The 21709-nt window shown below is 56.0% G+C and carries 18 protein-coding genes; 7 read left to right on the top strand and 11 right to left on the bottom strand.

The window, feature by feature from the left end:
- Nucleotides 1–10 precede the first annotated feature (10 nt).
- Together JGC47_RS04735 and JGC47_RS04730 are read left to right on the top strand one after the other, a co-directional pair.
- A complete protein-coding gene (locus JGC47_RS04735; protein ID WP_004156245.1) occupies nucleotides 11–592 on the top strand; it encodes an ACP phosphodiesterase in 582 nt (193 codons plus the stop codon).
- A gap of 189 nt (nucleotides 593–781) precedes the next feature.
- Entirely contained in the window at nucleotides 782–1384 is a 603-nt protein-coding gene (locus JGC47_RS04730; protein ID WP_004156242.1) for a peroxiredoxin C, read from the top strand.
- Between the two features lie 621 nt (nucleotides 1385–2005).
- Here JGC47_RS04730 and proY read toward each other — a convergent pair.
- From proY to phoB, 6 genes are all read right to left on the bottom strand, one after another.
- Nucleotides 2006–3358 (bottom strand): proline-specific permease ProY, encoded by a 1353-nt coding sequence (gene proY / locus JGC47_RS04725; RefSeq protein WP_004156238.1) that lies wholly within the window; start codon nucleotides 3356–3358, stop codon nucleotides 2006–2008.
- 56 nt (nucleotides 3359–3414) lie between these two features.
- Nucleotides 3415–4734, bottom strand: coding sequence for a branched-chain amino acid transporter carrier protein BrnQ (gene brnQ / locus JGC47_RS04720; RefSeq protein ID WP_013035909.1), 1320 nt, complete (start codon nucleotides 4732–4734; stop codon nucleotides 3415–3417).
- Nucleotides 4735–5237: 503 nt separating this feature from the next.
- The gene (locus JGC47_RS04715) at nucleotides 5238–6338 is read right to left on the bottom strand and encodes a cobalamin-independent methionine synthase II family protein (RefSeq protein ID WP_004156230.1); all 1101 of its coding nucleotides are present in this window, start codon (nucleotides 6336–6338) and stop codon (nucleotides 5238–5240) included.
- Nucleotides 6339–6607: 269 nt separating this feature from the next.
- Entirely contained in the window at nucleotides 6608–7531 is a 924-nt protein-coding gene (locus tag JGC47_RS04710; protein WP_004156223.1) for a PstS family phosphate ABC transporter substrate-binding protein, read from the bottom strand.
- An 18-nt stretch (nucleotides 7532–7549) separates the two neighbouring features.
- Nucleotides 7550–8863, bottom strand: a complete 1314-nt coding sequence (phoR, locus tag JGC47_RS04705; RefSeq protein ID WP_004156221.1) for a phosphate regulon sensor histidine kinase PhoR — start codon at nucleotides 8861–8863, stop codon at nucleotides 7550–7552.
- 22 nt (nucleotides 8864–8885) lie between these two features.
- Entirely contained in the window at nucleotides 8886–9575 is a 690-nt protein-coding gene (gene phoB, locus JGC47_RS04700) for a phosphate response regulator transcription factor PhoB (protein ID WP_004156219.1), read from the bottom strand.
- Nucleotides 9576–9749: 174 nt separating this feature from the next.
- Here phoB and sbcD point away from each other — a divergent pair, with 174 nt between their 5' ends.
- Nucleotides 9750–10973 (top strand): exonuclease subunit SbcD, encoded by a 1224-nt coding sequence (gene sbcD / locus JGC47_RS04695; protein ID WP_004156216.1) that lies wholly within the window; start codon nucleotides 9750–9752, stop codon nucleotides 10971–10973.
- Complete coding sequence (locus JGC47_RS04690) at nucleotides 10970–14332, top strand: AAA family ATPase (protein ID WP_004156215.1); 3363 nt, start codon at nucleotides 10970–10972, stop codon at nucleotides 14330–14332. The genes sbcD and JGC47_RS04690 overlap by 4 nt, the downstream gene beginning before the upstream one ends.
- Nucleotides 14333–14381: 49 nt before the next feature.
- Here JGC47_RS04690 and JGC47_RS04685 read toward each other — a convergent pair whose 3' ends face one another.
- The 3 genes from JGC47_RS04685 to JGC47_RS04675 are packed head-to-tail and all read right to left on the bottom strand — an operon-like array spanning nucleotide 14382 to nucleotide 16073.
- Entirely contained in the window at nucleotides 14382–15032 is a 651-nt protein-coding gene (locus JGC47_RS04685) for a DUF799 domain-containing protein (RefSeq protein WP_004156213.1), read from the bottom strand.
- Complete coding sequence (locus JGC47_RS04680) at nucleotides 15032–15382, bottom strand: DUF4810 domain-containing protein (RefSeq protein WP_004156211.1); 351 nt, start codon at nucleotides 15380–15382, stop codon at nucleotides 15032–15034. The genes JGC47_RS04685 and JGC47_RS04680 overlap by 1 nt, the downstream gene beginning before the upstream one ends.
- 16 nt (nucleotides 15383–15398) lie before the next feature.
- Nucleotides 15399–16073, bottom strand: a complete 675-nt coding sequence (locus JGC47_RS04675) for a CsgG/HfaB family protein (protein WP_004156209.1) — start codon at nucleotides 16071–16073, stop codon at nucleotides 15399–15401.
- Nucleotides 16074–16417: 344 nt separating this feature from the next.
- Between JGC47_RS04675 and JGC47_RS04670 the strand changes: the two genes are divergently transcribed.
- Nucleotides 16418–16774, top strand: a complete 357-nt coding sequence (locus JGC47_RS04670; RefSeq protein WP_004156204.1) for a cell envelope integrity TolA C-terminal domain-containing protein — start codon at nucleotides 16418–16420, stop codon at nucleotides 16772–16774.
- Nucleotide 16775: 1 nt separating this feature from the next.
- On the opposite strand, the gene qhpR is transcribed toward JGC47_RS04670, so the two are convergent.
- On the bottom strand, nucleotides 16776–17840 hold the full coding sequence (gene qhpR, locus JGC47_RS04665; protein ID WP_371410429.1) for an AraC-like transcriptional regulator QhpR: 1065 nt from the start codon (nucleotides 17838–17840) through the stop codon (nucleotides 16776–16778).
- Nucleotides 17841–17997: 157 nt separating this feature from the next.
- Nucleotides 17998–19002, bottom strand: a complete 1005-nt coding sequence (locus JGC47_RS04660; RefSeq protein ID WP_004156200.1) for a phosphotransferase enzyme family protein — start codon at nucleotides 19000–19002, stop codon at nucleotides 17998–18000.
- Nucleotides 19003–19226: 224 nt separating this feature from the next.
- On the opposite strand from JGC47_RS04660, the gene eat reads away from it, so the two are divergent.
- Both eat and rdgC read left to right on the top strand, forming a co-directional pair.
- On the top strand, nucleotides 19227–20591 hold the full coding sequence (gene eat, locus JGC47_RS04655) for an ethanolamine permease (protein ID WP_004156198.1): 1365 nt from the start codon (nucleotides 19227–19229) through the stop codon (nucleotides 20589–20591).
- 171 nt (nucleotides 20592–20762) lie between these two features.
- Entirely contained in the window at nucleotides 20763–21674 is a 912-nt protein-coding gene (gene rdgC, locus JGC47_RS04650) for a recombination-associated protein RdgC (RefSeq protein ID WP_004156196.1), read from the top strand.
- Nucleotides 21675–21709 lie beyond the last annotated feature (35 nt).

Raw genomic sequence — 21709 nt, 5'->3', positions numbered from 1 at the left:
GAATAACGCGATGAACTATCTTGCCCACCTCCATCTGGCCCATCTCGCTAACAGTTCGCTGCTCGGCAATCTTATGGCCGATTACGTACGCGGTGATCCCCGGCATCAGTGGCCAACACGCATTGCCGATGGCATCAACCTGCACCGACGCATTGATGCTCTGACGGATGCACTACCGCAAGTACGCCTGGCTCGCCAGCTTTTTCGTAGCGAAACCCGCCGGGTAGCACCGATTACGCTTGATGTTATCTGGGATCATTTTCTAACGCATCACTGGAATAAGCTGGTGCCGGATATCTCCCTGCCGGCCTTTTTGGCGCATGCCAGAAACGAGATTGAGCCCGATCTGTCAACGACGCCGCCGCGCTTTCAGACGCTTAACGCCTGGCTTTGGCGTGAACGCTGGATAGAGCGTTATGCCGATCCGGCTTTTTTATCGGTTGTGTTACAGGGGATGGCCAGCCGCCGACCTAAACTGTCGGCTCTGACTGGCAGTTATCAAGATTTCACCGATAACTATCAACAGCTTGAGGATCTGTTCTGGCAGCTATACCCGCCGTTGATGGTGCAGGCCGCCCGCTGCGAGTTATGATCGGTAGCTACGCTTTATCCTTTTGCAAAAACAGGCTATCGTATGTGGCTGTTTTATGCTTAACCTTAATTTCGATAGGTACACCCTATCTGAACAATCGGCGTATTACGCTGGTTCCTTGCCGGATGCCGCTCGTATAATGCTGGCGTCTTACTTCCCCTCATCCAATGACTTCAACAGGAGTGAATAATGGTCCTGGTAACTCGTCCAGCCCCAGATTTTACTGCCGCAGCTGTGCTGGGCAACGGTGAAATCGTAGAAAACTTCAACTTTAAAAAACACACCGCTGGTAAAGCCACCGTTGTGTTCTTTTGGCCAATGGACTTCACCTTCGTATGCCCTTCCGAGCTGATCGCTTTTGATAAGCGCTATGCAGAGTTCCAGAAACGTGGTGTCGAAGTTGTTGGCGTCTCCTTTGACTCAGAGTTCGTGCACAACGCATGGCGTAAAACTCCGATCGATAAAGGCGGCATCGGCGAAGTGAAATATGCCATGGTTGCTGACATCAAACGTGAAATTCAGAAAGCCTGGGGCATTGAGCACCCGGAAGCGGGTGTTGCTCTGCGTGGGTCATTCCTGATCGACCAGGCCGGCGTGGTTCGCCACCAGGTGGTTAACGATCTGCCGCTGGGTCGTAACGTTGACGAAATGCTGCGCATGGTTGACGCGCTGCAGTTCCACGAAGAGCACGGCGATGTGTGCCCGGCTCAGTGGGAAAAAGGCAAAGAAGGTATGGGCGCATCTCCTGACGGCGTTGCCAAATACCTGTCTGAGAACGCCGCCAAACTGTAACAGCTCAGTACCGTTCGGTAAAAAGCTCGCTGCTGCGAGCTTTTTTTTGTCTGCAGATCCTGCACCGCCTTTTCGCCCACTCCTGTCGACGATATTTTATCATGACGGAAGATATCGTATTTCCCACGCCAGGGCGCCCCACATGAAGCACATCGTGCCGTTAACTTTCGCCAGAAAGTACACCCGCCAACCGACGGTGAACGCCGGGAAGTGGCAGCCGGTACCGGGGCGGGACTGAGCCAGCTGGCTAACGGCAGATGGAAAGCATACGGTGATGTTTACACCGCAGCCTGGCTGAAAGGTCGCCCCGGGGCAGCAAAATCACCAATATGGTGTATTTAGTGATGGCTGCCCGTCAGATAAAGTGCGTTATCCGCCTTTTTTCACAGGGTAAAGCCTCGATGAGATACGTCAGCTGTCGCCGCCAACCGCCAGCCATTCACTGCGGGTTACCGGGCTGAACGTGGCAGGCTGCCAGCTAACGGCCGTCGGTAGCTCTGTCTTTACGACAGCATGATGAAACGTATTAAGCTGAATATCGCCACGTCATTGCCGATCCGCCCTGCTACTCATACAAAAAAAAGGGCAAACCCAGGGTTCGCCCTTTTCAGTGAATCCCTGTTAGCGACTTGTGCGTTTCACCCACTGCCAGCTCACCAACAGCAGCACGATCCAGGCGAAACCGGCATACAGCGATATGCGCGTATCAGGGAAATAGCCGATCAGGCCGATAATAAAGGCGAGGAAGCAAATGCCGATAGCCGAAGTCACGGCACCTCCGGGCTGGGCGAACTTCAGCGCCTTTAGCCGATCTGCCGTCAGCGTGCGGCGGAAGGCAATCTGGGAGAACAGGATCATTATCCACACCCAGACGGTGGCGAACGTCGCCAGCGAGGCGATGACCAGAAACACTTTTTCCGGCATCAAATAGTTAAGATAGACGGCAACCAGCATCGCCAACATCATCGCCAGTACCGTTACCCAGGGAATACCTTTCTCCGATACGGTGGTAAAGACTTTCGGCGCGTGGCCCTGCTCTGCCATGCCGTACAGCATACGGCCCACGCCAAACACATCGCTGTTAATCGCCGACAGCGAGGCGGTAATCACCACGAAGTTAAGCACCGCTGCCGCTGCCGCAATACCCATATGCTGGAAAGTCAGTACAAACGGGCTGCCGTTAGTCCCGACCTGATTCCAGGGATAGATCGACATGATGACAAACAGCGTGCCAACATAGAACACCAGAATACGCAGCGGCACGGTATTAATTGCACGCGGGATCGATACGGCGGGGTCCTTCGCTTCACCGGCGGTAATACCGATAATTTCGATCCCGCCAAAGGCGAACATCACCATTTGCAGCGACAGTACCACCCCAATCCAGCCATTGGGTATGAAGCCACCGTGGGTCCACAAATTGCTGATACCGGTCGCCTGACCGCCGTTACCGATACCCCAGAAAATAATGCCGATACCCGCGACAATCATCACAATGATGGTGGCAACTTTAAACAGCGACAGCCAGAATTCGACCTCGCCGAACACCTTCACCGTGGCGAGATTGATCGCGCCAATCACCAGCACCACGCTGAGTACCCATGTCCAGTGCGGCACATCAGGGAACCAGACGCTCATATAAATACCGAATGCGGTAACATCGGCGATAGCGACAATCAGGATTTCAAAACAGTAGGTCCAGCCGGTGATATAGCCGGCCAGCGGTCCGAGATAATCTTGCGCGTAGCGGGAAAAGGAGCTGGCCTGGGGGTTATTGACGGACATTTCACCGAGCGCACGCATAATGATATACGCTGCCACACCGCCAATAATATAGGCAAGCAGCACGCCCGGACCGGCCATTCTGATCGCATCGGCCGAACCGTAAAACAGCCCGGTGCCAATTGCTGAACCCAACGCCATAAAACGAATATGGCGCGTACTCAATCCCTTTTTCAGAGTCATTTTTGTCATTTTTTTTCCACCTGGCGACCCCTTACCGCCAGGTGGTAAGGGGAGATTTTACAACGCTATTGCTGATGCACGGCAACCGGGCGACCAGAAACGCGATCGTAAATGGTCACCAGAGCCAGCATCACCAGTGAAGGCGGCAACCACGCCAGCCCCTGATCGGCCAGCGGCAGATTTTGGGTAAACGCGGGGAGCAGCGCCTTTAAAGAGGTGGTTTTGATTGCGTCGACCATACCAAACAGCAGGCTGACCAGCATGACTGGCGCAACAATCCTTGTGCTTTTCTTCCACCAGCTCAAAGTGAAGCTTAACAGCACCAGCACGATACAAGGCGGGTAAATCGCGGTTAATACAGGAATAGAGATCTGGATAAGATGGCTAAGACCAAGGTTGGAAACCACCATAGAAAACGCGCCCAGAATAAACACCAGCTGGCGATAGCTGAGAGGCAAATAGTGCTCAAAAAACTCCGCACAGGCACAGGTCAGACCCACGGCGGTCACAATACAGGCGACAAAAATCAGTGAAGCCAGGAAGAAGCTGCCCATAGCGCCGAAAGTGTGCTGCACATAGGCATGCAGGATGGCTGCACCGTTAGCGCTTTGATCGACAATCGTCGCACTGTCAGCACCGAGTTTAAACAGCGCCAGATAGACCAGCGTCAGGCCAACCCCGGCAATCAATCCGGCAATCACCGTGTAGCGGGTCAGCAGTTTTGCTTCGCTAATGCCGCGCGAGCGGGCGGCATTGACAATGACGATGCCGAACACCAGCGCCCCAAGAGTATCCATTGTCAGATAACCATTGATAAAGCCATTGGAGAACGCCGCACGCTGATACTCCTCGGTTGCAGGCGCAATACCGCCAGCAGGCCACAGCAGCGCCGCCAGGCCCAGCAGGGTCAGGGCAAAAATCTTTAGCGGGGCGAGGATGTGGCCGACAGTATCCAGAAGTTTACCGGGATAAAGCGAGACGCCAATCACCAGGGCAAAGTAGACCAGGCTGTAGATAAATAGCGGTAATGCCCCCTCACCGGTCAGCGGGGCAATGCCCACTTCAAACGAAACGGTGGCGGTACGTGGCGTAGCAAACAGCGGCCCAACGGCCAGATAGCAAACGGTTGCCAGCACCACGCCAGCCACTTTGCCAATCGGCGAACTCAGGGCGTCAATCCCACCCCCCACGCGCGCCAGTGCAATCACGGAGATAACCGGCAGGCCAACGGCCGTAATCAGAAAGCCCAAAGCCGCAAGCCAGACATGCTCTCCGGCCTGAATGCCTACCATTGGTGGGAAGATGATGTTCCCTGCGCCAACAAACAGGGCAAAAGTCATAAAGCCCAGTGCCAGAATATCTTTTGAAGTTAAACGATGCGTCATAAGAAACGTGTTGCCTGTGGTGGTGTTAAAAGTCGTGTTATCAGCGCTGCTCGCCATACTTCACCTTGCAGTAATCAACCCCCGCCATCTGAAACGACCAGGCTTAAGAATCAATGAACTAGCACAATTCTGCACGATGAATAATTTTTACAGCCAATCACCCTGGATGCTCTAAATACGCTACTAAATCAAATCGATGCAGTCGAAAACACTGATTACATCGCGACGGGTAGTGAATATGAGCTGATTATTTTGTATTCAGGGGGATGACGAGAAACGGGGTTAAGTAGACCGTTTATAGCGGTAAAAGGCAATACGGGATCGAGAAAGCAGATGAATATACCGTAAAAAATCAGCCAACCAGTGTATATGCTTAGATGAGGACAGAATTGCGTTACATGATTTGTATTTTTTTTCGTCTGCGCCGCGTTAATTTTGGCGACAGACCGAAAAAGCAGCACAAAAGGCGCACAGATCCGCGCCTGATGCACACAATGCGTTTTTTACCAGACGCGGTTAGCAACATCCACCACCAGGCGCAGCTTGGCCCACTGCTGCTCTTCCGTCAGGCTGTTACCCTCTTCGGTAGAGGCAAAGCCACACTGCGGGCTAAGGCAAATCTGGTCCATGCTGACGAACTGCGCGGCCTCACGCAGACGTTTTTCGATGGTTGCCGCCGCTTCCAGCTCTCCGCTCTTAGTGGTGATCAGGCCCAGCACCACCTGCTGTTTGCCTTTTTTGATAAAGCGCAGCGGCTCGAAGCCGCCCGAACGCTCATTATCATATTCAAGAAAGAAGGCATCAACGTTGACTCCGCCAAACAGCAATTCCGCGACCGGTTCATAGCCACCTTCGGAGATCCAGGTTGAGCGGAAATTGCCCCGGCAAACATGCAGGCCGATCTGCAAATCGTCCGGCTTGCCTGCAATGGCTTTATTCAACACCCGCGCGTAGGTACGGGCCAGCTCTTCCGGGTTGTCACCGCGCTCACGTATCTGCTGCTGCTGGTCGTCAGAACAGAGATAAGCCCAAACGGTATCATCCAGTTGCAGATAGCGACAACCTGCTTGGTAGAATGCCCGGATTGCATCGCGCCAGGTTTGTGCAAGGTCGTCGAAATAGACGTCCAGATCCGGATAAATCTGCGCATCAATGACCTTACGCCCGCCACGGAAATGCAGCACGCTGGGGCTGGGAATGGTCATTTTTGCCACGGCATCCCCGCTGATGCTTTGCAGAAAGCGGAAATCCTCTAACATCGGGTGATGGCTGAAACCCAGTTTGCCGGTAACCTTCACGCCACGCGCTTTTGTCTGCACGCCGTTAAACTGAATGCCCTGCTCTGCTTCGTAGCGCTCTACGCCATCCAGCCCGTCAAAGAAGTCGAAGTGCCACCAGGCGCGACGGAACTCCCCATCGGTCACCACCTGCAGGCCGCTGGCTCGCTGGCTGGCAACCACTTTACGGATCTCTTCATCTTCAATGCTGCGTAACGCAGCCGCGTCAATTTCACCGGCGGCAAACTGCTGGCGCGCCTGCTTAATTGCTGCAGGGCGCAGAAAGCTGCCAACCACTTCAGCGCGATAAGGTACGGATGTTGTCATGTCAGCTCACTCCTGGCCTGCACGCGGGCGGATCATTGCGCCGCGCAATAGTTACGGTGGGTTATTTTAGACTTCTGGACGTCTAAATATCCGTTTCTCACAGTGTCATGAGGATCCCCATCTCGCAAACGACAAAATTTCATGGTGACTGAGAAAAATTCATTATGCTGAAAAAGACCGGGGACGTTCGGTAACGAACGGCGTTGCATTTGACTCAAAGCCCTTCTTTGGCGGCTCTGCAACCTCATCACTGCTGCAAACTGATGTCATTATTGCGCCATCATCGCCAGCGCCTGCTCCCTTTGCGCTTCAGATAGGGGCAGATAGCCAGCCTGACTGACCAACGCCTGGCCAGCGCCCGATAACGCCAGGCGGAGAAACGCGGCGGTAAGCGGCTCCAGAGGTTTGTCCGGCGCTTTATTGACATAGATGTAAAGCGGACGCGCATAGGGATAACGGCCGCTGCGGATATTTTCAGCCGTGGGGCTGATCCAGTTATTCTCATCTCGCGCCAACGGCAGCACTTTAACGCCGCTAAGATGAAATCCGGCGCTGGCATAGCCAATGCCGTTGAGCGAACCGGCAACCGCCTGCACCACCGCCGCAGAGCCAGGATATTCGCCAACATCACGGCGTAAATCACCGTTGCACAACGCCTGCTGTTTGAAAAACCCCCACGTACCAGAGGCAGAATTACGGCCAAAGCGCTGGATGCCGCGCTGCGCCCAGCCGGGCTGAGTCAGCTGCAGATCCCCCCAGCTATGGGGGGAAAGCGCTCCTCCGCAAAGCCGCGTGACGGAGAAAATAGCATCCAGCTGGCGGGCATTCAGTCCGGCTAACGGATTATCCTGATTTACCACCACCACCAACGCATCAATAGCCACCGGCACCGCCAGCGGCGGATAACCATAACGATCTGCAAACAGCTGGCGTTCTGCTGCCTGCATCGGCCTGCTCATCGCGCCCAGTTGCGCAGCCCCGGCCGCCAGCGCCGTGGGGGCCGTAGACGATCCCGACGCCTGGATCTGTACATTCACGCCGGGATACTGCTGGCTGAAGTGATCTCCCCATAGCGCCATCAGGTTGCCAAGCGTATCGGAGCCGACGCTGTTCAAATTACCCGCCAGCATGCCCTCTTTGGCCTTAGCCGCTATGCAGATCAGCAGCAACGCCAGCGCGATGAGATTTTTCATGGTGAGAGTTCCGTGTGATTAAGGCCGCATGCAGCCGCCCGGTTCAGCACCCACAATCATCCTGAGCGGCAGCTGAAAGCTGAAACAGGTTTCAGCTGCCGGCGCGCTGCTGATATTCAGCCGCGCATTATGGTGGCTGAGCGCATGTTTTACGATAGCCAGCCCCAGCCCGCTTCCCCCGGTCTGTCTGGATCGTGCCTTATCAACGCGATAGAAACGTTCAGTCAGACGCGGTAAGTGCTCTGGCGCGATGCCCGGACCGTTATCTGCGACCTTGAACTCGGCTCCCCGGTCGCTGCGTTGCCAGCTGACCACAATCCTTGTGCCGTCGGGGGTATGATTCACCGCATTATAAACCAGGTTGGAGATGGCGCTGCGCAGCTGTTCATCATTGCCATATACGCGTAGATTCGGGTCGCTGTTGAACTGGATTTGATGACGCCCCTGACTGAGCGATTCCGTTTCACGCTGCAAACCCTGCAGCATCATTGGGACATCAACAATTTCATGCAGGTCGTGCGCCGGAGCCGCCTCAATGCGCGACAGCGTCAGCAGCTGACCCACCAGGCTATCCATGCGTTTCGCCTGTTCCTGCATGGTTTGCAGCGCTTTAGCCCGCAGGCGACCTTCCAGCACCGGGTCATTCATCATCTCCAGATACCCCTGCAACACGGTTAATGGCGTGCGCAGCTCGTGGCTCACATTGGCAAAGAAGTTGCGGCGCGCCCCTTCCAGCTGGTGCATTTGCGTCACATCGCGCGCCACCAGCAGCCACTGCCCTTCGCTGTAGGGCATAATGCGAAACTCCAGATGGCGCTGGCTGTTCAAAACCAGCGTCAGCGGATGCGCGAAATCACGCTGGCGCAAATAGCGGGTAAATTCGGGGTAACGCAGCAGGTTGAGAATGTTCTGACCATTATCTTCCGGCCAGCGCAGCCCCAACAGCTGTTGAGCCAGCCCGTTACACCAGAAAATCGTGCCCTCGTCGGTGGTCAACACCAGCGCATCCGGCAGCGATTCTGCTCCGCTGCGAAAGCGTTTAATCAGATGGCCAAGTTCCCGGCGGCGGCGGCGGTTGCGCGCCTGCATCTGATACAGGCCGTAGAACAGAGGCTCCCAGCTGCCGCGTCCGCTGGGCGGGTTGATGCTGCGGTCCACCCACAGCCAGTGCGACAGGCGCAGAAGATTGTTGAAGTGAAAAACCAGCACGCAGAGCGCGGAAGCCAGCAACAGCCAGGGCAACCCGCCCACGATGAGTCCGATAATCAGCGCCGGCAGGCTGGCAAGCAGCAGCTCAAACAGTAATCTCTTCCAGGAGAGGCGTTCCAACACGATTCAGACTCCGTGCGAGCGATCAATAACGTGCAGAGAAACGATAACCTGTTCCGCGAACCGTCTGCACCATACGATCGTGCCCGCTCAGTTCCAGCGCTTTGCGCAGACGGCGAATATGAACGTCGACGGTACGGTCTTCGACATAAACGTTAGTTCCCCATATGTGGTTTAGCAACTGCTCACGACTGTATACGCGCTCCGTATGCGTCATAAAGAAGTGCAGCAGTTTGTATTCGGTTGGCCCCATATCCAGCGGCTGGGTGCCTGACATCACGCGGTGAGACGACGGATCGAGAGTCAGCCCCTGTATCTCAATCACCTCTTCTACCGCCATCGGAGCAATGCGCCGCATCACGGCTTTAATCCGTGCCACCAGCTCCTTCGGGGAGAAAGGTTTGGTGATGTAATCATCAGCGCCGACTTCCAGGCCACGCACGCGATCTTCTTCTTCGCCGCGGGCGGTCAGCATCATCACCGGAATGTCGCGCGTCATCGCTTCACGCTTCAGGTGTTTAATAAACTGGATGCCGGAGCCACCGGGCAGCATCCAGTCCAGCAGAATCAAATCTGGCCAGGGTTCAATCAGCAAACTGAGCGCGCTGTCATAATCCGCGGCTTCTATCGGTTGATAGTCATTTTGTTCCAGAACGAAACACAACATCTCACGGATTGGGGCTTCATCTTCGACCACAAGAATGCGCTTTGCCATTATTGCTCCTGCTGCGGTGACAGATTGTCACGGGATATGCCGCGCCATTATGCGTCAGTTTTATGACAATTTTATGAAAAAAGCACCCTCAGGAAAGGAGAGGCAACGAATTAAATATCCGTGCGGCTTTAGGTTTATAATCACCGCTTCGCGTTCTGCCATGAAGGGAGCACCATGCGCATCATTCATACGGCCGACTGGCATCTCGGCCAGTTTTTCTACACCAAAAGCCGGGCGGCCGAGCATCAGGCTTTTCTCGACTGGCTGCTGGAACAGGCAGAAGCGCAGCAGGCCGATGCGATTATCGTTGCGGGCGATATCTTCGATACCGGCACCCCGCCGAGTTACGCCCGTGAGCTATACAACCGCTTTGTGGTCAAGTTGCAGCCAACCCGCTGCCAGCTGGTGGTGCTGGGCGGCAATCACGATTCGGTCGCCACGCTGAATGAGTCGCGTGAGCTGCTGGCCTGTTTGAATACCCGGGTGATTGCCGCAGCCTGTGACGATATCCGTCAGCAGGTGCTGGTGCTGAACCGCCGCGACGGCCAGCCGGGCGCCCTGCTGTGCGCCATTCCGTTTTTACGTCCGCGTGATATTTTGCGCAGCCAGAGCGGGCAGTCGGGGCGTGAAAAACAGCAGAGCCTGCTGGAAGCCATCAGCGAACACTATCAGCGCTGCTGGCAGCAAGCGCTGGCGCAGCGCGATGCTCTCGGTTTAGCGCTACCGATTATCGCGACCGGTCATCTGACCACGATGGGCGTGACCAAAAGCGACGCGGTACGCGATATCTATATCGGCACGCTGGACGCCTTCCCGGCCGACTGCTTTCCCCCGGCGGACTATATCGCCCTTGGCCATATCCACCGCGCCCAGCGCATCGCTGACAGCGAGCATATCCGCTACAGCGGCTCGCCGATCCCACTCAGTTTTGACGAACTGGGCAAGGCTAAAAGCGTGATGCGCGTTGATTTCAGTGCAGGCAAGCTTAGCGAGGTGACCGCGCTGCCGATCCCGCTGTTTCAGCCGATGCAGATGATCAAAGGCTCACTGGAACAGATTGAGCAGCAGCTGGCACTGCTGGTGCCTGATGCACAGGGCAAAACCACCTGGCTGGATATTGAAATCGTTACCGATGCTTACCTTAGCGACCATCAGCGCCGCATACAGGAACTGACCGCCGCGCTGCCGGTGGAAGTGGTACTGCTGCGCCGCAGCCGCGAACAGCGTGAGCAGGTGATAGCACGCCAGAATAATGAAACCCTGAGTGAACTGAGCGTTGAAGAGGTGTTTGCACGGCGGCTGGGATCAGAACCGGAACAGCCGGAGCGGCTGGAACGCGTGCGCGCGCTGTTTGCGCAGACGCTGGAAGCGGTGCGCCATGAGGAGCAGCCATCATGAAAATTCTTACCCTGCGCTTTAAAAACCTTAACTCGCTGAAGGGCGAATGGAAAATCGATTTCACCGCAGAACCCTTTGCCAGCAATGGCCTGTTTGCCATCACCGGGCCGACCGGCTCAGGGAAAACCACCCTGCTCGATGCCATCTGCCTTGCCCTTTACCACGAGACGCCGCGCCTGAAAAGCATCACCCAGTCACAGAACGACCTGATGACGCGCGATACTGCCGAATGTCTCGCGGAGGTGGAATTTGAGGTAAAAGGCGTTGCCTGGCGCGCATTCTGGAGTCAGAACCGCGCACGCGGTGCCGTTGACGGCAAGCTGCAGGCGCCGCGCGTCGAGCTGGCGCGCTGCGCAGATAATCATATCGTCGCCGATAAGGCGAAAGAGAAGCAGGATGTTATCACCAGCCTGACCGGGCTGAACTTCGAGCGTTTTACCAAATCGATGATGCTGTCACAGGGGCAGTTTGCCGCTTTCCTCAATGCCAAAGCGAGCGATCGCGCCGAGCTGCTGGAAGAGCTGACCGGCACCGAGATCTACGGCCGCCTGTCGTCGGCGGTATTCGAGCGCCACAAAGAGGCGAAAGCGGCGCTGGACGGGCTGCGCGCCCAGGCTGCGGCGATGGATCTGCTGGGCGAGGAGCAGCAGCAAAACCTGGCTGGCCAGCTGGCACAGCTGATTGCCGATGAGCAGGCACTCACTTCACAGCAGCAAAGCCAGCAGCAGACGTTACAGGAACTGCAACAGCTGGACAGATTACAGCAGCAGCAGCAGCAGCTTTCCCGCCAGCGCCAGCAGTTGGATGAACAGCTACAGCAGGCCCGGCAGCAGCTTGCTGCGGCAGATCTTCAGCAGCAGCAGGCGCTGAAGAACCACGAGGATCACCAACTGCTTCGCCAACAGCAGGAAACGCTGATGACCGAGCAGGTCATTCCTCTGGATCACCAGCTCACCACGCTGGGCGAACAGTCTGAGCAGCTGGCCCGCGAGCGAAGTGAGCACCAACAATCGCTAACTGCTCGCCTGCAGGAAAGCGCTAAAATTCAGCAACTTCAGCAGGACAGGCAGGCGCAGCAGCAGCAGCTTAATCAGTGGCGCGAAGCACATCCCCATTTTTCCCATTACGGCGAATATCTGCCGTTGTGGCGTGAACGTTTCAGCCAGCAGCAGCAAAGTGAGCAGTCACTTTCAGCACTAAGTCAACGGCTGAAGGCCCGGCAGCAAAAGGTGCAGCAGCAGGAACAGGCTCTTCAGCAGCTTAGCCAGCAGGCTGCGCCGCTGCAGCAGCAGCTTGGATCGGCGCAGCAGAACCTTAACCAGGCGCAACAGGCGCTGGCCGCCTTACAGCAGCAGCACTCACCGGAGAGCCTGCACAACGCGCTGGGGCAGTTCAGCCAGCTGCGCCCGCAACGCCTGCTGTTGGCTACGCTGCTGCCGCAGTGGCAGCAGCTTAGTGAACGGCGCAGTCGGCTAAAGCAGGAACGCCAGGCGTTAGCGCATCAGATACAGCAAAGCAGTGAGCAGTTACAAACCCTGCGCGCCCGCTGGGCGGAGAAACGCCAGCATGAGCAGGACCTTGACAAGCGCTGCAGGCTGGAGCAGCGCATTGCCGACCTGGAGCAGCAGCGCGCCCTGCTGGAGCCGGGGCAGCCCTGCCCGCTGTGCGGGTCAGAAAATCATCCGGCGATTGCCGAATATCAGGCGCTGGAGCCATCAGAAAATCAGCAACGGCTCAACGCCCTGAGGGAAGAGGTCCGGGTGCTCGGCGAACAGGGCAGCGCCTGTAGCGCACGGCTAAAGCAGCAGCAGCAACAGCAGCAGTGCCAGCAGCAGGACGACCTCGACCTTGCCCGTCAGGCATCGGATTTGCAACAGCAGTGGCACAGCGCCGCCGCCCTGCTGGCGCTGGAATTCACTCCCGATCAGCAGCAGCAGTGCCGCGACTGGCTGGCACAGCAGGAGCAGCAGGAGAACCAGCTTCAGCAGCAGCTCAACCGCCTGGAGCAGGCGATGCGCCACCGCCAGCAGCAGCAGGAGGCGCTGTATCAGCAGCAGCAGGCGTGGCAGCAGCTTGAACGGCAAACCGCCCTGCACCAGCAGGAGATAACGGCGGCACGCCACAACCTGAGCGAGCTGGAGCAGCAGCTGGAGCAGGATCGGCAGCGGGCGCGGCAGCTGCGTAGCGAACTGGCGGCAAGCCTCGCGCAGCTGAAGCTTCAGCTGCCGGAGGACGGTGATTATCCAGGCTGGCTGCAAACCCGTGAGCAACAGTGGCAACAGTGGCAGCAGAACGCCAGCGAGCTGGCAGCGTTGTTGCCCGAACTGGCGGCGCTCGGCAGCCGTCAGCAGGCGCTGGAGGAGGAGCGGGTGCAGCAGCAGGCGCGTCTTGACGTGCTGGATGCCCGCAGCCAGCAACAGCAGCAAATCCTGAGCGAACGCCAGCAGCAGCGCCAGCGGCTGTTTGGCGATGCGCTGGTCGCCACCGTCAGGCAGCGGCTGAACAGCGAGTCAGAACAGCATTTGCAAACCTTGCGCCAGTATGAACAACAGTGGCAAATGCAGCAGGATCGAATAAATACTCTGACCGGGCAGCATAAATCACTTAGTGAACAGTTGATTACCCTACAGTCACGCTTTGATGAGGCGACAACCCGCAGCGGCCAGCCGGAAAACCTGACGGCGCAGCAGCAGGCGCTGCAGGCCAGTCTGCAGGCGCTCAGTGTGCAATTGCGTGAACTGGCCAGCCAGCAGGGGCAGCTGCGCCAGCAGCTCGAACACGATGCCGCCCGCCGTTCACAGCAGCAGGCGCTGCTGGTGCAGGTGGCGGCCAATGAACAGCAGGTGGAAGACTGGAGCTATCTCCACGATCTGATTGGCTCCAAAGACGGCAGTAAGTTCCGCCGCTTTGCCCAGGGATTAACCCTCGATCATCTGGTGTGGCTGGCGAATAACCAGCTAAGCCGCCTGCACGATCGCTATCAGCTGCAACGTAAACCGCAAGAAGAAGCGTTGGAATTAGAGGTGATCGACACCTGGCAGGGCGAGACCCGGCGCGATACGCGCACGCTGTCCGGCGGCGAGAGTTTTCTCGTCAGCCTGGCGCTGGCGCTGGCGCTTTCAGATTTAGTCAGCCATAAAACCCGCATTGAATCGCTGTTTCTTGATGAAGGCTTCGGCACCCTGGATGCCGAAACGCTGGACAGCGCGCTGGATGCGCTGGATGCGCTTAACGCCAGCGGCAAAACCATCGGGGTGATTAGCCACGTCGAGGCAATGAAAGAGCGGATTGCGGTGCAGATCAGGTTGAGGAAGGTTAACGGCCTGGGTTACAGCAGGCTGGAGCTGCCCGTCGGTTAATCACAGGGCGACCTGTTCAATGACCGGTCGCCCCATAACAGCACACGGGTTACCTGGTCGTTTTCAACCTGGCACGCGGCCCCGGCAGGATACTGCCGTCAGCGCCGTCTGCGGTGAGAATGTTAGTTGCGGTAATCACTGCAATATCGTGACTCTTGTCGGTGATATTACTGGAGATCTGTTTAATTGCCGCCGTGACCAGCATCGCCATAATGCCGTTGTTATTGCTGTTATCAGCGTCAGAGGCAAAGCCCGCTCCGGACCAGATCTGCTTACCGCTACGTAAATCAACCAGACGCGCCGTGGCGCCGACCTGAGTCACGCTGTCAATCAGCATGAATTTTGTGCCATATTCAAGCACATCCACATACAGCGCGGCATCGGCGTTAAAAATCTCGTGCAGTTTCGCGCTACTGACCGCCTGTGCATCTGACGCGCTGGAGAGGCCGTTTTGCTCGAAGGTTTTTTCTACCACCGCTACCGGGAAAACATAGTAACCGGATTCGGCCAACGGCGTGGTCACTACGGACACCAGGCTGTGGGCAGCATTAATATCCGGGCTGCTGTTTTTCGCCGGCAGAACCACAATCGAGGCGGGTTTGCTGGCGCGGAATGCGCTGTAATCATACGGGGCTTTTTTACTGGCGCAGCCACTTAATACCAGTACAGAGGCGAGTGCAACAATAGTTGATATTTTCATTATTTCTTCGCCTTATTGCGCATCAGGTAATCCATATAGGCCGCAGATTCCGGGAACAGTGTTTTCTCCGTATTAAACTGTTGCAACGCCAGATCGGGACGGCTGGTATCTGCATATAACAGACCGAGCTGTGCATGCAGCCCAGGGGGAACCGGCTTATTTTTCGCCTTAGCCTGTTCCACGATGGCATTCAGTGAATCTATCTGCTGCTGCGGTGATTTATCATGCTGGTAATAGCCGTAAAGCGTGGACTGATAATCGCCCCAGTAATAGGTGGTTTCTTTTTTGCCAGCGCAGGCGGCCATTAGCAAGGCAGCTGTCGCTACGCTAATTATTTTAATCGCTTTCATTTTTACTCTCTGTTTATTATTTTACCGGACGCCATGCGCCAGATTCGATACCATTAACGAGGTGATTGACCGCTTCACGCACGGCTAAATCCATCACTTTCCCGTTCAGCGTGGAGTCATAGCTGGCGCTGCCGCCAAAGCCAATAATTTCACGGTTAGACAGGCTGTACTCACCGGCCCCCTGCACGGAATAAACCACTTCTGAGGTGGCAACATCCACCACGTTCAGGTTTACTTTGGCATAAGCAACCTGAGACTTACCACGGCCGAGAATGCCCCATAACTGCTGGTCTCCAACCTCCTTACGACCGAATTCGGTAATATCACCGGTAATGACGAAGTTAGCCCCTTTAATTGACTGTTGGCTACGCTTGTACTGCGCTTCGGCTTTCAGTTCGTCAAGGTTGGCACGGTCAAGCACGTTAAAGCGGCCGGTTTGCTGCAAATGCGTGATAAGAATGGTTTTCGACTGGTTACCCAGACGGTCAACGCCGTCTGAGAAAATACCGTTCATATAGGCAGAACGATTATCAAATTTCCCAACGGCAATCGGGCTTTTCACCCCTTGATATTGTGGCTGGGTTGCGGCCGCGACCTGGGGCGCAGCAACAGAACGAGAGGATTCAGTAGCACAGCCGGTGAGAAGTGATGAGCTTAATACAGCTAAAGCAACAAGACATGTGGATTTCATTTCTTATTCCTGTGTGTGTTTTTATATTCAAAAGACAGAGAAAAATACCGAATCAGGACTCAGTACATGAATGACAATCGGTTAAAAAGCATAACGTATTTCGAGGCTGGAATTTAGCACATGATAATTTCAAAAAAAACTAAAAGCTTATTTTAATTAACCTGTTTTACCGCTAAAAATGCCGCCAGACAAATATCAATCAAACTTAAGTTAAATCAGAGGTAAATCTGAAAAACATACGCTGCGCGAGGTTTTCAAAAATTAACAGCGTATTATATTCAGATGTAAACTTAAGCAAAGCAGTATCAGTCGTTCATTTAACTCAAGTCAGGAGAATAACAGATATGTTCAAACGCTTTTTCATTTCGGCACTGTTCAGTATTGCCGGGCTGCTGACAGCTTGTCAATCAACCAGCAATACAGCACCGTCATGCGCTGACCACGCGTCTGCTGACCTGTGTCTTTATCTGACGACCATGAAACAGCGAATACAGGATAATTTTGACCATGCAGAGGATTATCACGGCCAACGTTGTGCAGTTAGCCTGAAATATGGTGCCCACCGGCGTTATCAGGTATTGAGCACGCAAGGGGATGAGCCGCTATGCCTGAAAGCCTGGAGCACGGTCGCTAATGCAGGCGCTATGCCGCCCCCACCACCGGAGATGGCCAACGGCGTACTGATCGATTTAAGACCTTAGCTTATCCCCGGCGCTCTTCCTGACGCCACTGGCGCGGGCTGATGCTAAACCAGCGACGAAAAGCGCGGGAAAAGGCACTGACTTCCGAGTACCCCAGCAGCAACGCCATTTCAGAAATGGGCAGCTGGTGCTGCTGTAAGTAGTATTTCGCCATCTCGCAGCGCACGTTGTCCACCAGCGAGGTAAAACTGAGCCCTTCTTCCCGCAAACGGCGCTGCAGCGACCAGCTGGTCAGTCCCATTTTTTCCGCCACTTCTTCCAGTAACGGTTCTCCCTGCAACAGCGCCTGATGAACCTGTACCCTGGCCAGGTCGACAATTTTCTGCTGAACGCAACCGCTGTTGAGGCGACGTATCGCATCCTGCATCACGCCTAACAGCAGCGGATCGCTGTCTGGCATAGCGCGTGCCATATCGCGTTTGGGAATAACCAGCGAGTTAAACGGCTGGTCAAACCAGACCGGGGCATCAAACACTTTACAGTGCTCGTGCCACTGTGAAGGGCGTGGATGTTCGAAATGCACCTCGCGCGGGGCCCAGTTCCTCCCGGCAACGTGACGGATGAGATTTAAAAACATGCCCAGCGTCAGCTCCGCGTCCTGGCGGCGGCAGAGGATGGCGCCGTGGCGCACCTGATAATCCAGACGCCAGCAGTCCCCTTTATCCACAAGGCGCGTTAAGGTATCGTGCTGATGCCAGGGGAAAGCGCTGGCGACATTATGCAGGGCCTGCTCCAGCGTTGGGCTGCACAAACCGATGTAGCCAATCAGGCCCAGCGATTGCGGTTTAAACTGCCTGCCGTAGTGCAAACCGAAATTATCGCAATCTGAATCGCGAGCCGCCTCTTCCATCACCCGACAGTAGTTAATCAAACCCAGGCTGAGCGTTGGCTGCGCCAGCAGTTCCGGGTCGATGCCGCTGACGCCAAAAATACGGTCAACGTCGCCACCACTGTCACTGATAAAATCGCTAAGCCCACTGGCGGCAGCGGCCAGCACGCCACGATTACAGACTCCGCCGCCGTTGATAACATGGCTGACTTCTGCCCTGGCCTGCTTACTTTGCATCATGGTGATTGCCTCATACTGCAATGGATAGGCTAATCACAGCAAATTTCGTACCAGCTACAGCGGCAGACAAAATGGTCGTTTTAACGTCGATTAAGCGGATAATAAGCACCGCAGCAGCGCAGGATTGCCCGGCAACGGTGCAGTCAGTCTGGTGCTAGGCGCCAACCGGCAGCTGTTGCGTCTCCAGATAGCGACGGCACAGGCGAACAGAATGATCCGCCCACTGCGGCCCAAGGCTTTGCGCCATTTCGGTTTCTGCATGCGAGCCAACCCACGCCAGCAGCTGGATGCGGCGCTGAATAAGCAGCGTTGGCACCTTCTCCATTTCGTCGTCGCTGATATGCGCGACCTGCTCATAACCGCGCAACCAGTGATCAATCCACTCGGCGGCGCGCGGGTGATGTTCAACGAAGCTTACCGCCGCCGCCAGATCGTGCAGGTACCAGCCGAACCCGCAATCATCAAAATCGATTACCCGGGTTTCACCCTTGTGCAGCAGCAGGTTGGTAAGGCGCAGATCGGCATGGATCAGCCCATAGTTGCGCGCATCCTTGCCGAAATCAGCCAGCGTCGATTCCACCCGCTTAATCGTTTGTTCAACAATCGCCCGATCCGCAACGCGCAGATTCGGCGCATCGCGCCAGTCGCCCCAGTGGCTTTGCGGACTGACCATGGTGTGATGGTCCCAGGTGATGCGCCGGAAGCCAGCCGGGCGCTGCCAGCTTCGGCTATGCTGATGCAGACGGGCGGTGATATTCCCCAGCTGCTGAAACGCACGCGGATCGACGTCCGTTCCCGGCATATCGCCCTCAACCCAGTGGAACAGCACCGCATGCCGCACCGATCCATCCTCTAACATCAGGCTTTGCACCCTCTGCCCTTCTCTGTCTGGCACCGCCTGAGGCACTTCAATGCCGCTTTCGCGCAGCGCATCCAGCCAGTGCAGCTCACTCTCAATGTCGGCACGCTGATGGTAATCTGCCCGGTGCAGGCGTAGCGCGTAGCTTGTCCTTCTCGTCTGTAGCAAAAAAGTGGCATTTTCCGAGCGGCACAGCAGGCTGAGCCTGCCCTGCACGAACGCCGGATAGCGTGCCATGGCCAGTTCAGCCAGACGCAGCAGCGCGGCATTATTCAGGGTGTCATATTGTTTGGCGGTCATAGTCTGGCTCCGGGATCGGTATTGGGCTGTGCTGACAGCATCCGATCGTCTTCCCTTTTCAGCTTGACCGCAGACAACTCAATGTTGACCGCAGCAAGCAGCTGGCGCTTTTTTTGCTTGTCAGTTGACCGCAGAACGCAAAATTGTTCGCGCCCGTGTCAAGTTTCCACCGGCGGGCAACTGCATTATCAAAAAACCACAATATGGGGATACGGGGACAGAATATGACAACAACATTAAAACCGACGCTGGGCACCCTACATTTATGGGGCATTGCAGTAGGACTGGTGATTTCCGGTGAATATTTTGGCTGGAGCTACGGCTGGGGCGTAGCGGGAACGCTGGGATTCCTGATGACCACGCTGATGATCGCCACCATGTATACCTGCTTTATCTTCAGCTTTACCGAGCTGACTAGCGCCATTCCTCATGCTGGTGGCCCGTTTGCCTACAGCCGCCGGGCGTTCGGTGAGACCGGTGGACTGATCGCCGGTATGGCAACCTTAATAGAATTTGTCTTCGCTCCGCCGGCCATCGCCATGGCGATCGGCGCCTATCTCAACGTGCAGTATCCTGAACTCAATCCCAGGTATGCCGCAGTAGGTGCTTACCTGGTGTTTATGTCGCTAAATATTCTTGGCGTGAAGCTGGCCGCGATGTTTGAACTGGTGGTGACCATTCTGGCGGTGCTGGAACTGTTGGTGTTTATGGGCGTGGTTGCCCCCGGATTCAGTATGGCTAACTTCGCGGCCCACGGCTGGGCGGGGGGAGAACATTTCGGCATGCCGGCGCTTTCCGGTATTTTCGCCGCCATCCCGTTCGCCATCTGGTTCTTCCTCGCGATTGAGGGCGCAGCCATGGCGGCTGAAGAAGCGAAAGATGCGAAACGCACCATTCCGCGCGCTTATATTGCCGGTATTCTGACGCTGGTGGTGCTGGCGATTGGCGTAATGTTGCTGGCAGGCGGTGCCGGCGACTGGCGCACCCTGTCCAACATCAATGACCCGCTGCCCCGGGCAATGAAAATGATCGTCGGCGAACACTCCAACTGGATGCATATGCTGGTGTGGATTGGCCTGTTTGGACTGATTGCCAGCTTTCATGGCATTATTCTTGGCTATTCACGTCAGTTCTTCGCCCTGTCGCGCGCTGGTTATCTGCCCGCTGGCCTGGCGAAGCTGTCACGCTTCCAGACGCCGCATCGCGCCATTATCGCCGGTGGGGTGATTGGTATTGCGGCTATCTTCAGCGACGGCTGGATTAACCTGCAGGGAATGACGTTGACGGCGGCAATGATCACCATGGCGGTGTTTGGTGCCATCGTGATGTATATCATGAGCATGCTGAGTCTGTTCCGCCTGCGCCGCAGCGCCCCTGAGCTGGAGCGCACCTTCCGGGCGCCGGGGTACCCGATTGTCCCGGCGATTGCACTGCTGCTGGCGACGGTTTTCCTAATGGCCATGCTGTGGTTTAACCCGCTGATTGCCGCCATCTTTGCCGTACTGATGCTGGCAGGCTATTTGTGGTTCCTGCTGACGAAAAATCAGCGTGATAACGCCCCGCACGATGCGATGCTGCAAGGCGAATAAACATGATGCTGCGGGCTGTTCCACCCCGCTTATCCTCTGCGCGCCGGCGCTAAAAACGCAACCCGATCGGCCAGGTTGCGGAAAGGCAATGAAACCCCGCCAGCGATTCGCTATCATGCGCGCTGACTTTGAACTCGCGCGCCTTTTGCGCGCCCGGAGAGGGAATGCAGCATGCTGTGGTTTAAAAATTTGATGGTTTATCGCCTGAATCGCGACATTCCGCTGGTGGCAGACGAAATGGAAAAACAGCTCGATGCTTTCTCCTTCACCCCCTGCGGCAGCCAGGATATGGCCAAAACAGGCTGGGTTTCGCCGCTGGGCGCACGCGGCGAAGATCTGACCCATGTCACCAACGGCCAGATCCTGATCTGCGCACGTAAAGAAGAGAAGATGTTGCCTTCACCGGTGGTTAAGCAGGCTCTGGAAGCCAAAATCAGCAAACTGGAAGCCGAACAGTCGCGCAAACTGAAGAAAACCGAGAAAGACTCGCTTAAAGACGAAGTGCTGCACAGCCTGCTGCCGCGTGCCTTCAGTCGTTTCAGCCAGACGTATATCTGGATCGATACCGTGAATAACCTGATTATGGTTGACTGCGCCAGCGCGAAAAAAGCTGAGGACACGCTGGCCCTGCTGCGTAAAAGCCTGGGTTCACTGCCGGTGGTACCGTTGACGCTGGAAAGCCCGATTGAGCTGACGCTGACCGAATGGGTGCGCTCCGGGGAGCTACCGGCCGGCTTCGCCCTGATGGATGAAGCCGAGCTGAAAGCCCTTCTGGAAGATGGCGGTGTGATCCGCTGTAAAAAGCAGGACCTGGTGTGTGATGAAATTGCTAACCATATCGAAGCCGGCAAGCTGGTAACCAAACTGGCTGTTGACTGGCAGGAACGTATCCAGATGATCCTGTCCGACGATGGCTCGATCAAGCGCCTGAAGTTCGCTGATATTCTGCGCGAGCAGAACGATGATATCGACAGGGAAGATGTCGCCGGACGTTTCGACGCTGATTTTGTCCTGATGACCGGCGAACTGGCCGCGTTGATTAGCAATACCGTAGAAGCGTTAGGTGGGGAAGCACAACGGTAGTTGCTGGCAGGGCTAAAAATAAATTAACGGCATCC

The sequence above is a fragment of the Erwinia amylovora genome, assembly GCF_017161565.1.
Lineage (GTDB): Bacteria > Pseudomonadota > Gammaproteobacteria > Enterobacterales > Enterobacteriaceae > Erwinia > Erwinia amylovora.
The sequence above is the reverse complement of the archived record's forward strand: the minus strand, read 5'-3'. Positions and strand labels throughout refer to the sequence as shown.

Excerpts from the sequence above, each read along its gene's own strand:
- JGC47_RS04735 (WP_004156245.1), top strand. The coding sequence starts at position 11 with ATGAACTATCTTGCCCACCTCCATCTGGCCCATCTCGCTAACAGTTCG.
- JGC47_RS04730 (WP_004156242.1), top strand. The coding sequence starts at position 782 with ATGGTCCTGGTAACTCGTCCAGCCCCAGATTTTACTGCCGCAGCTGTG.
- proY (WP_004156238.1), bottom strand. The coding sequence starts at position 3,358 with ATGACAAAAATGACTCTGAAAAAGGGATTGAGTACGCGCCATATTCGT.
- brnQ (WP_013035909.1), bottom strand. The coding sequence starts at position 4,734 with ATGACGCATCGTTTAACTTCAAAAGATATTCTGGCACTGGGCTTTATG.
- JGC47_RS04715 (WP_004156230.1), bottom strand. The coding sequence starts at position 6,338 with ATGACAACATCCGTACCTTATCGCGCTGAAGTGGTTGGCAGCTTTCTG.
- JGC47_RS04710 (WP_004156223.1), bottom strand. The coding sequence starts at position 7,531 with ATGAAAAATCTCATCGCGCTGGCGTTGCTGCTGATCTGCATAGCGGCT.
- phoB (WP_004156219.1), bottom strand. The coding sequence starts at position 9,575 with ATGGCAAAGCGCATTCTTGTGGTCGAAGATGAAGCCCCAATCCGTGAG.
- sbcD (WP_004156216.1), top strand. The coding sequence starts at position 9,750 with ATGCGCATCATTCATACGGCCGACTGGCATCTCGGCCAGTTTTTCTAC.
- JGC47_RS04690 (WP_004156215.1), top strand. The coding sequence starts at position 10,970 with ATGAAAATTCTTACCCTGCGCTTTAAAAACCTTAACTCGCTGAAGGGC.
- JGC47_RS04685 (WP_004156213.1), bottom strand. The coding sequence starts at position 15,032 with ATGAAAATATCAACTATTGTTGCACTCGCCTCTGTACTGGTATTAAGT.
- JGC47_RS04680 (WP_004156211.1), bottom strand. The coding sequence starts at position 15,382 with ATGAAAGCGATTAAAATAATTAGCGTAGCGACAGCTGCCTTGCTAATG.
- JGC47_RS04675 (WP_004156209.1), bottom strand. The coding sequence starts at position 16,073 with ATGAAATCCACATGTCTTGTTGCTTTAGCTGTATTAAGCTCATCACTT.
- JGC47_RS04670 (WP_004156204.1), top strand. The coding sequence starts at position 16,418 with ATGTTCAAACGCTTTTTCATTTCGGCACTGTTCAGTATTGCCGGGCTG.
- qhpR (WP_371410429.1), bottom strand. The coding sequence starts at position 17,840 with ATGCAAAGTAAGCAGGCCAGGGCAGAAGTCAGCCATGTTATCAACGGC.
- JGC47_RS04660 (WP_004156200.1), bottom strand. The coding sequence starts at position 19,002 with ATGACCGCCAAACAATATGACACCCTGAATAATGCCGCGCTGCTGCGT.
- eat (WP_004156198.1), top strand. The coding sequence starts at position 19,227 with ATGACAACAACATTAAAACCGACGCTGGGCACCCTACATTTATGGGGC.
- rdgC (WP_004156196.1), top strand. The coding sequence starts at position 20,763 with ATGCTGTGGTTTAAAAATTTGATGGTTTATCGCCTGAATCGCGACATT.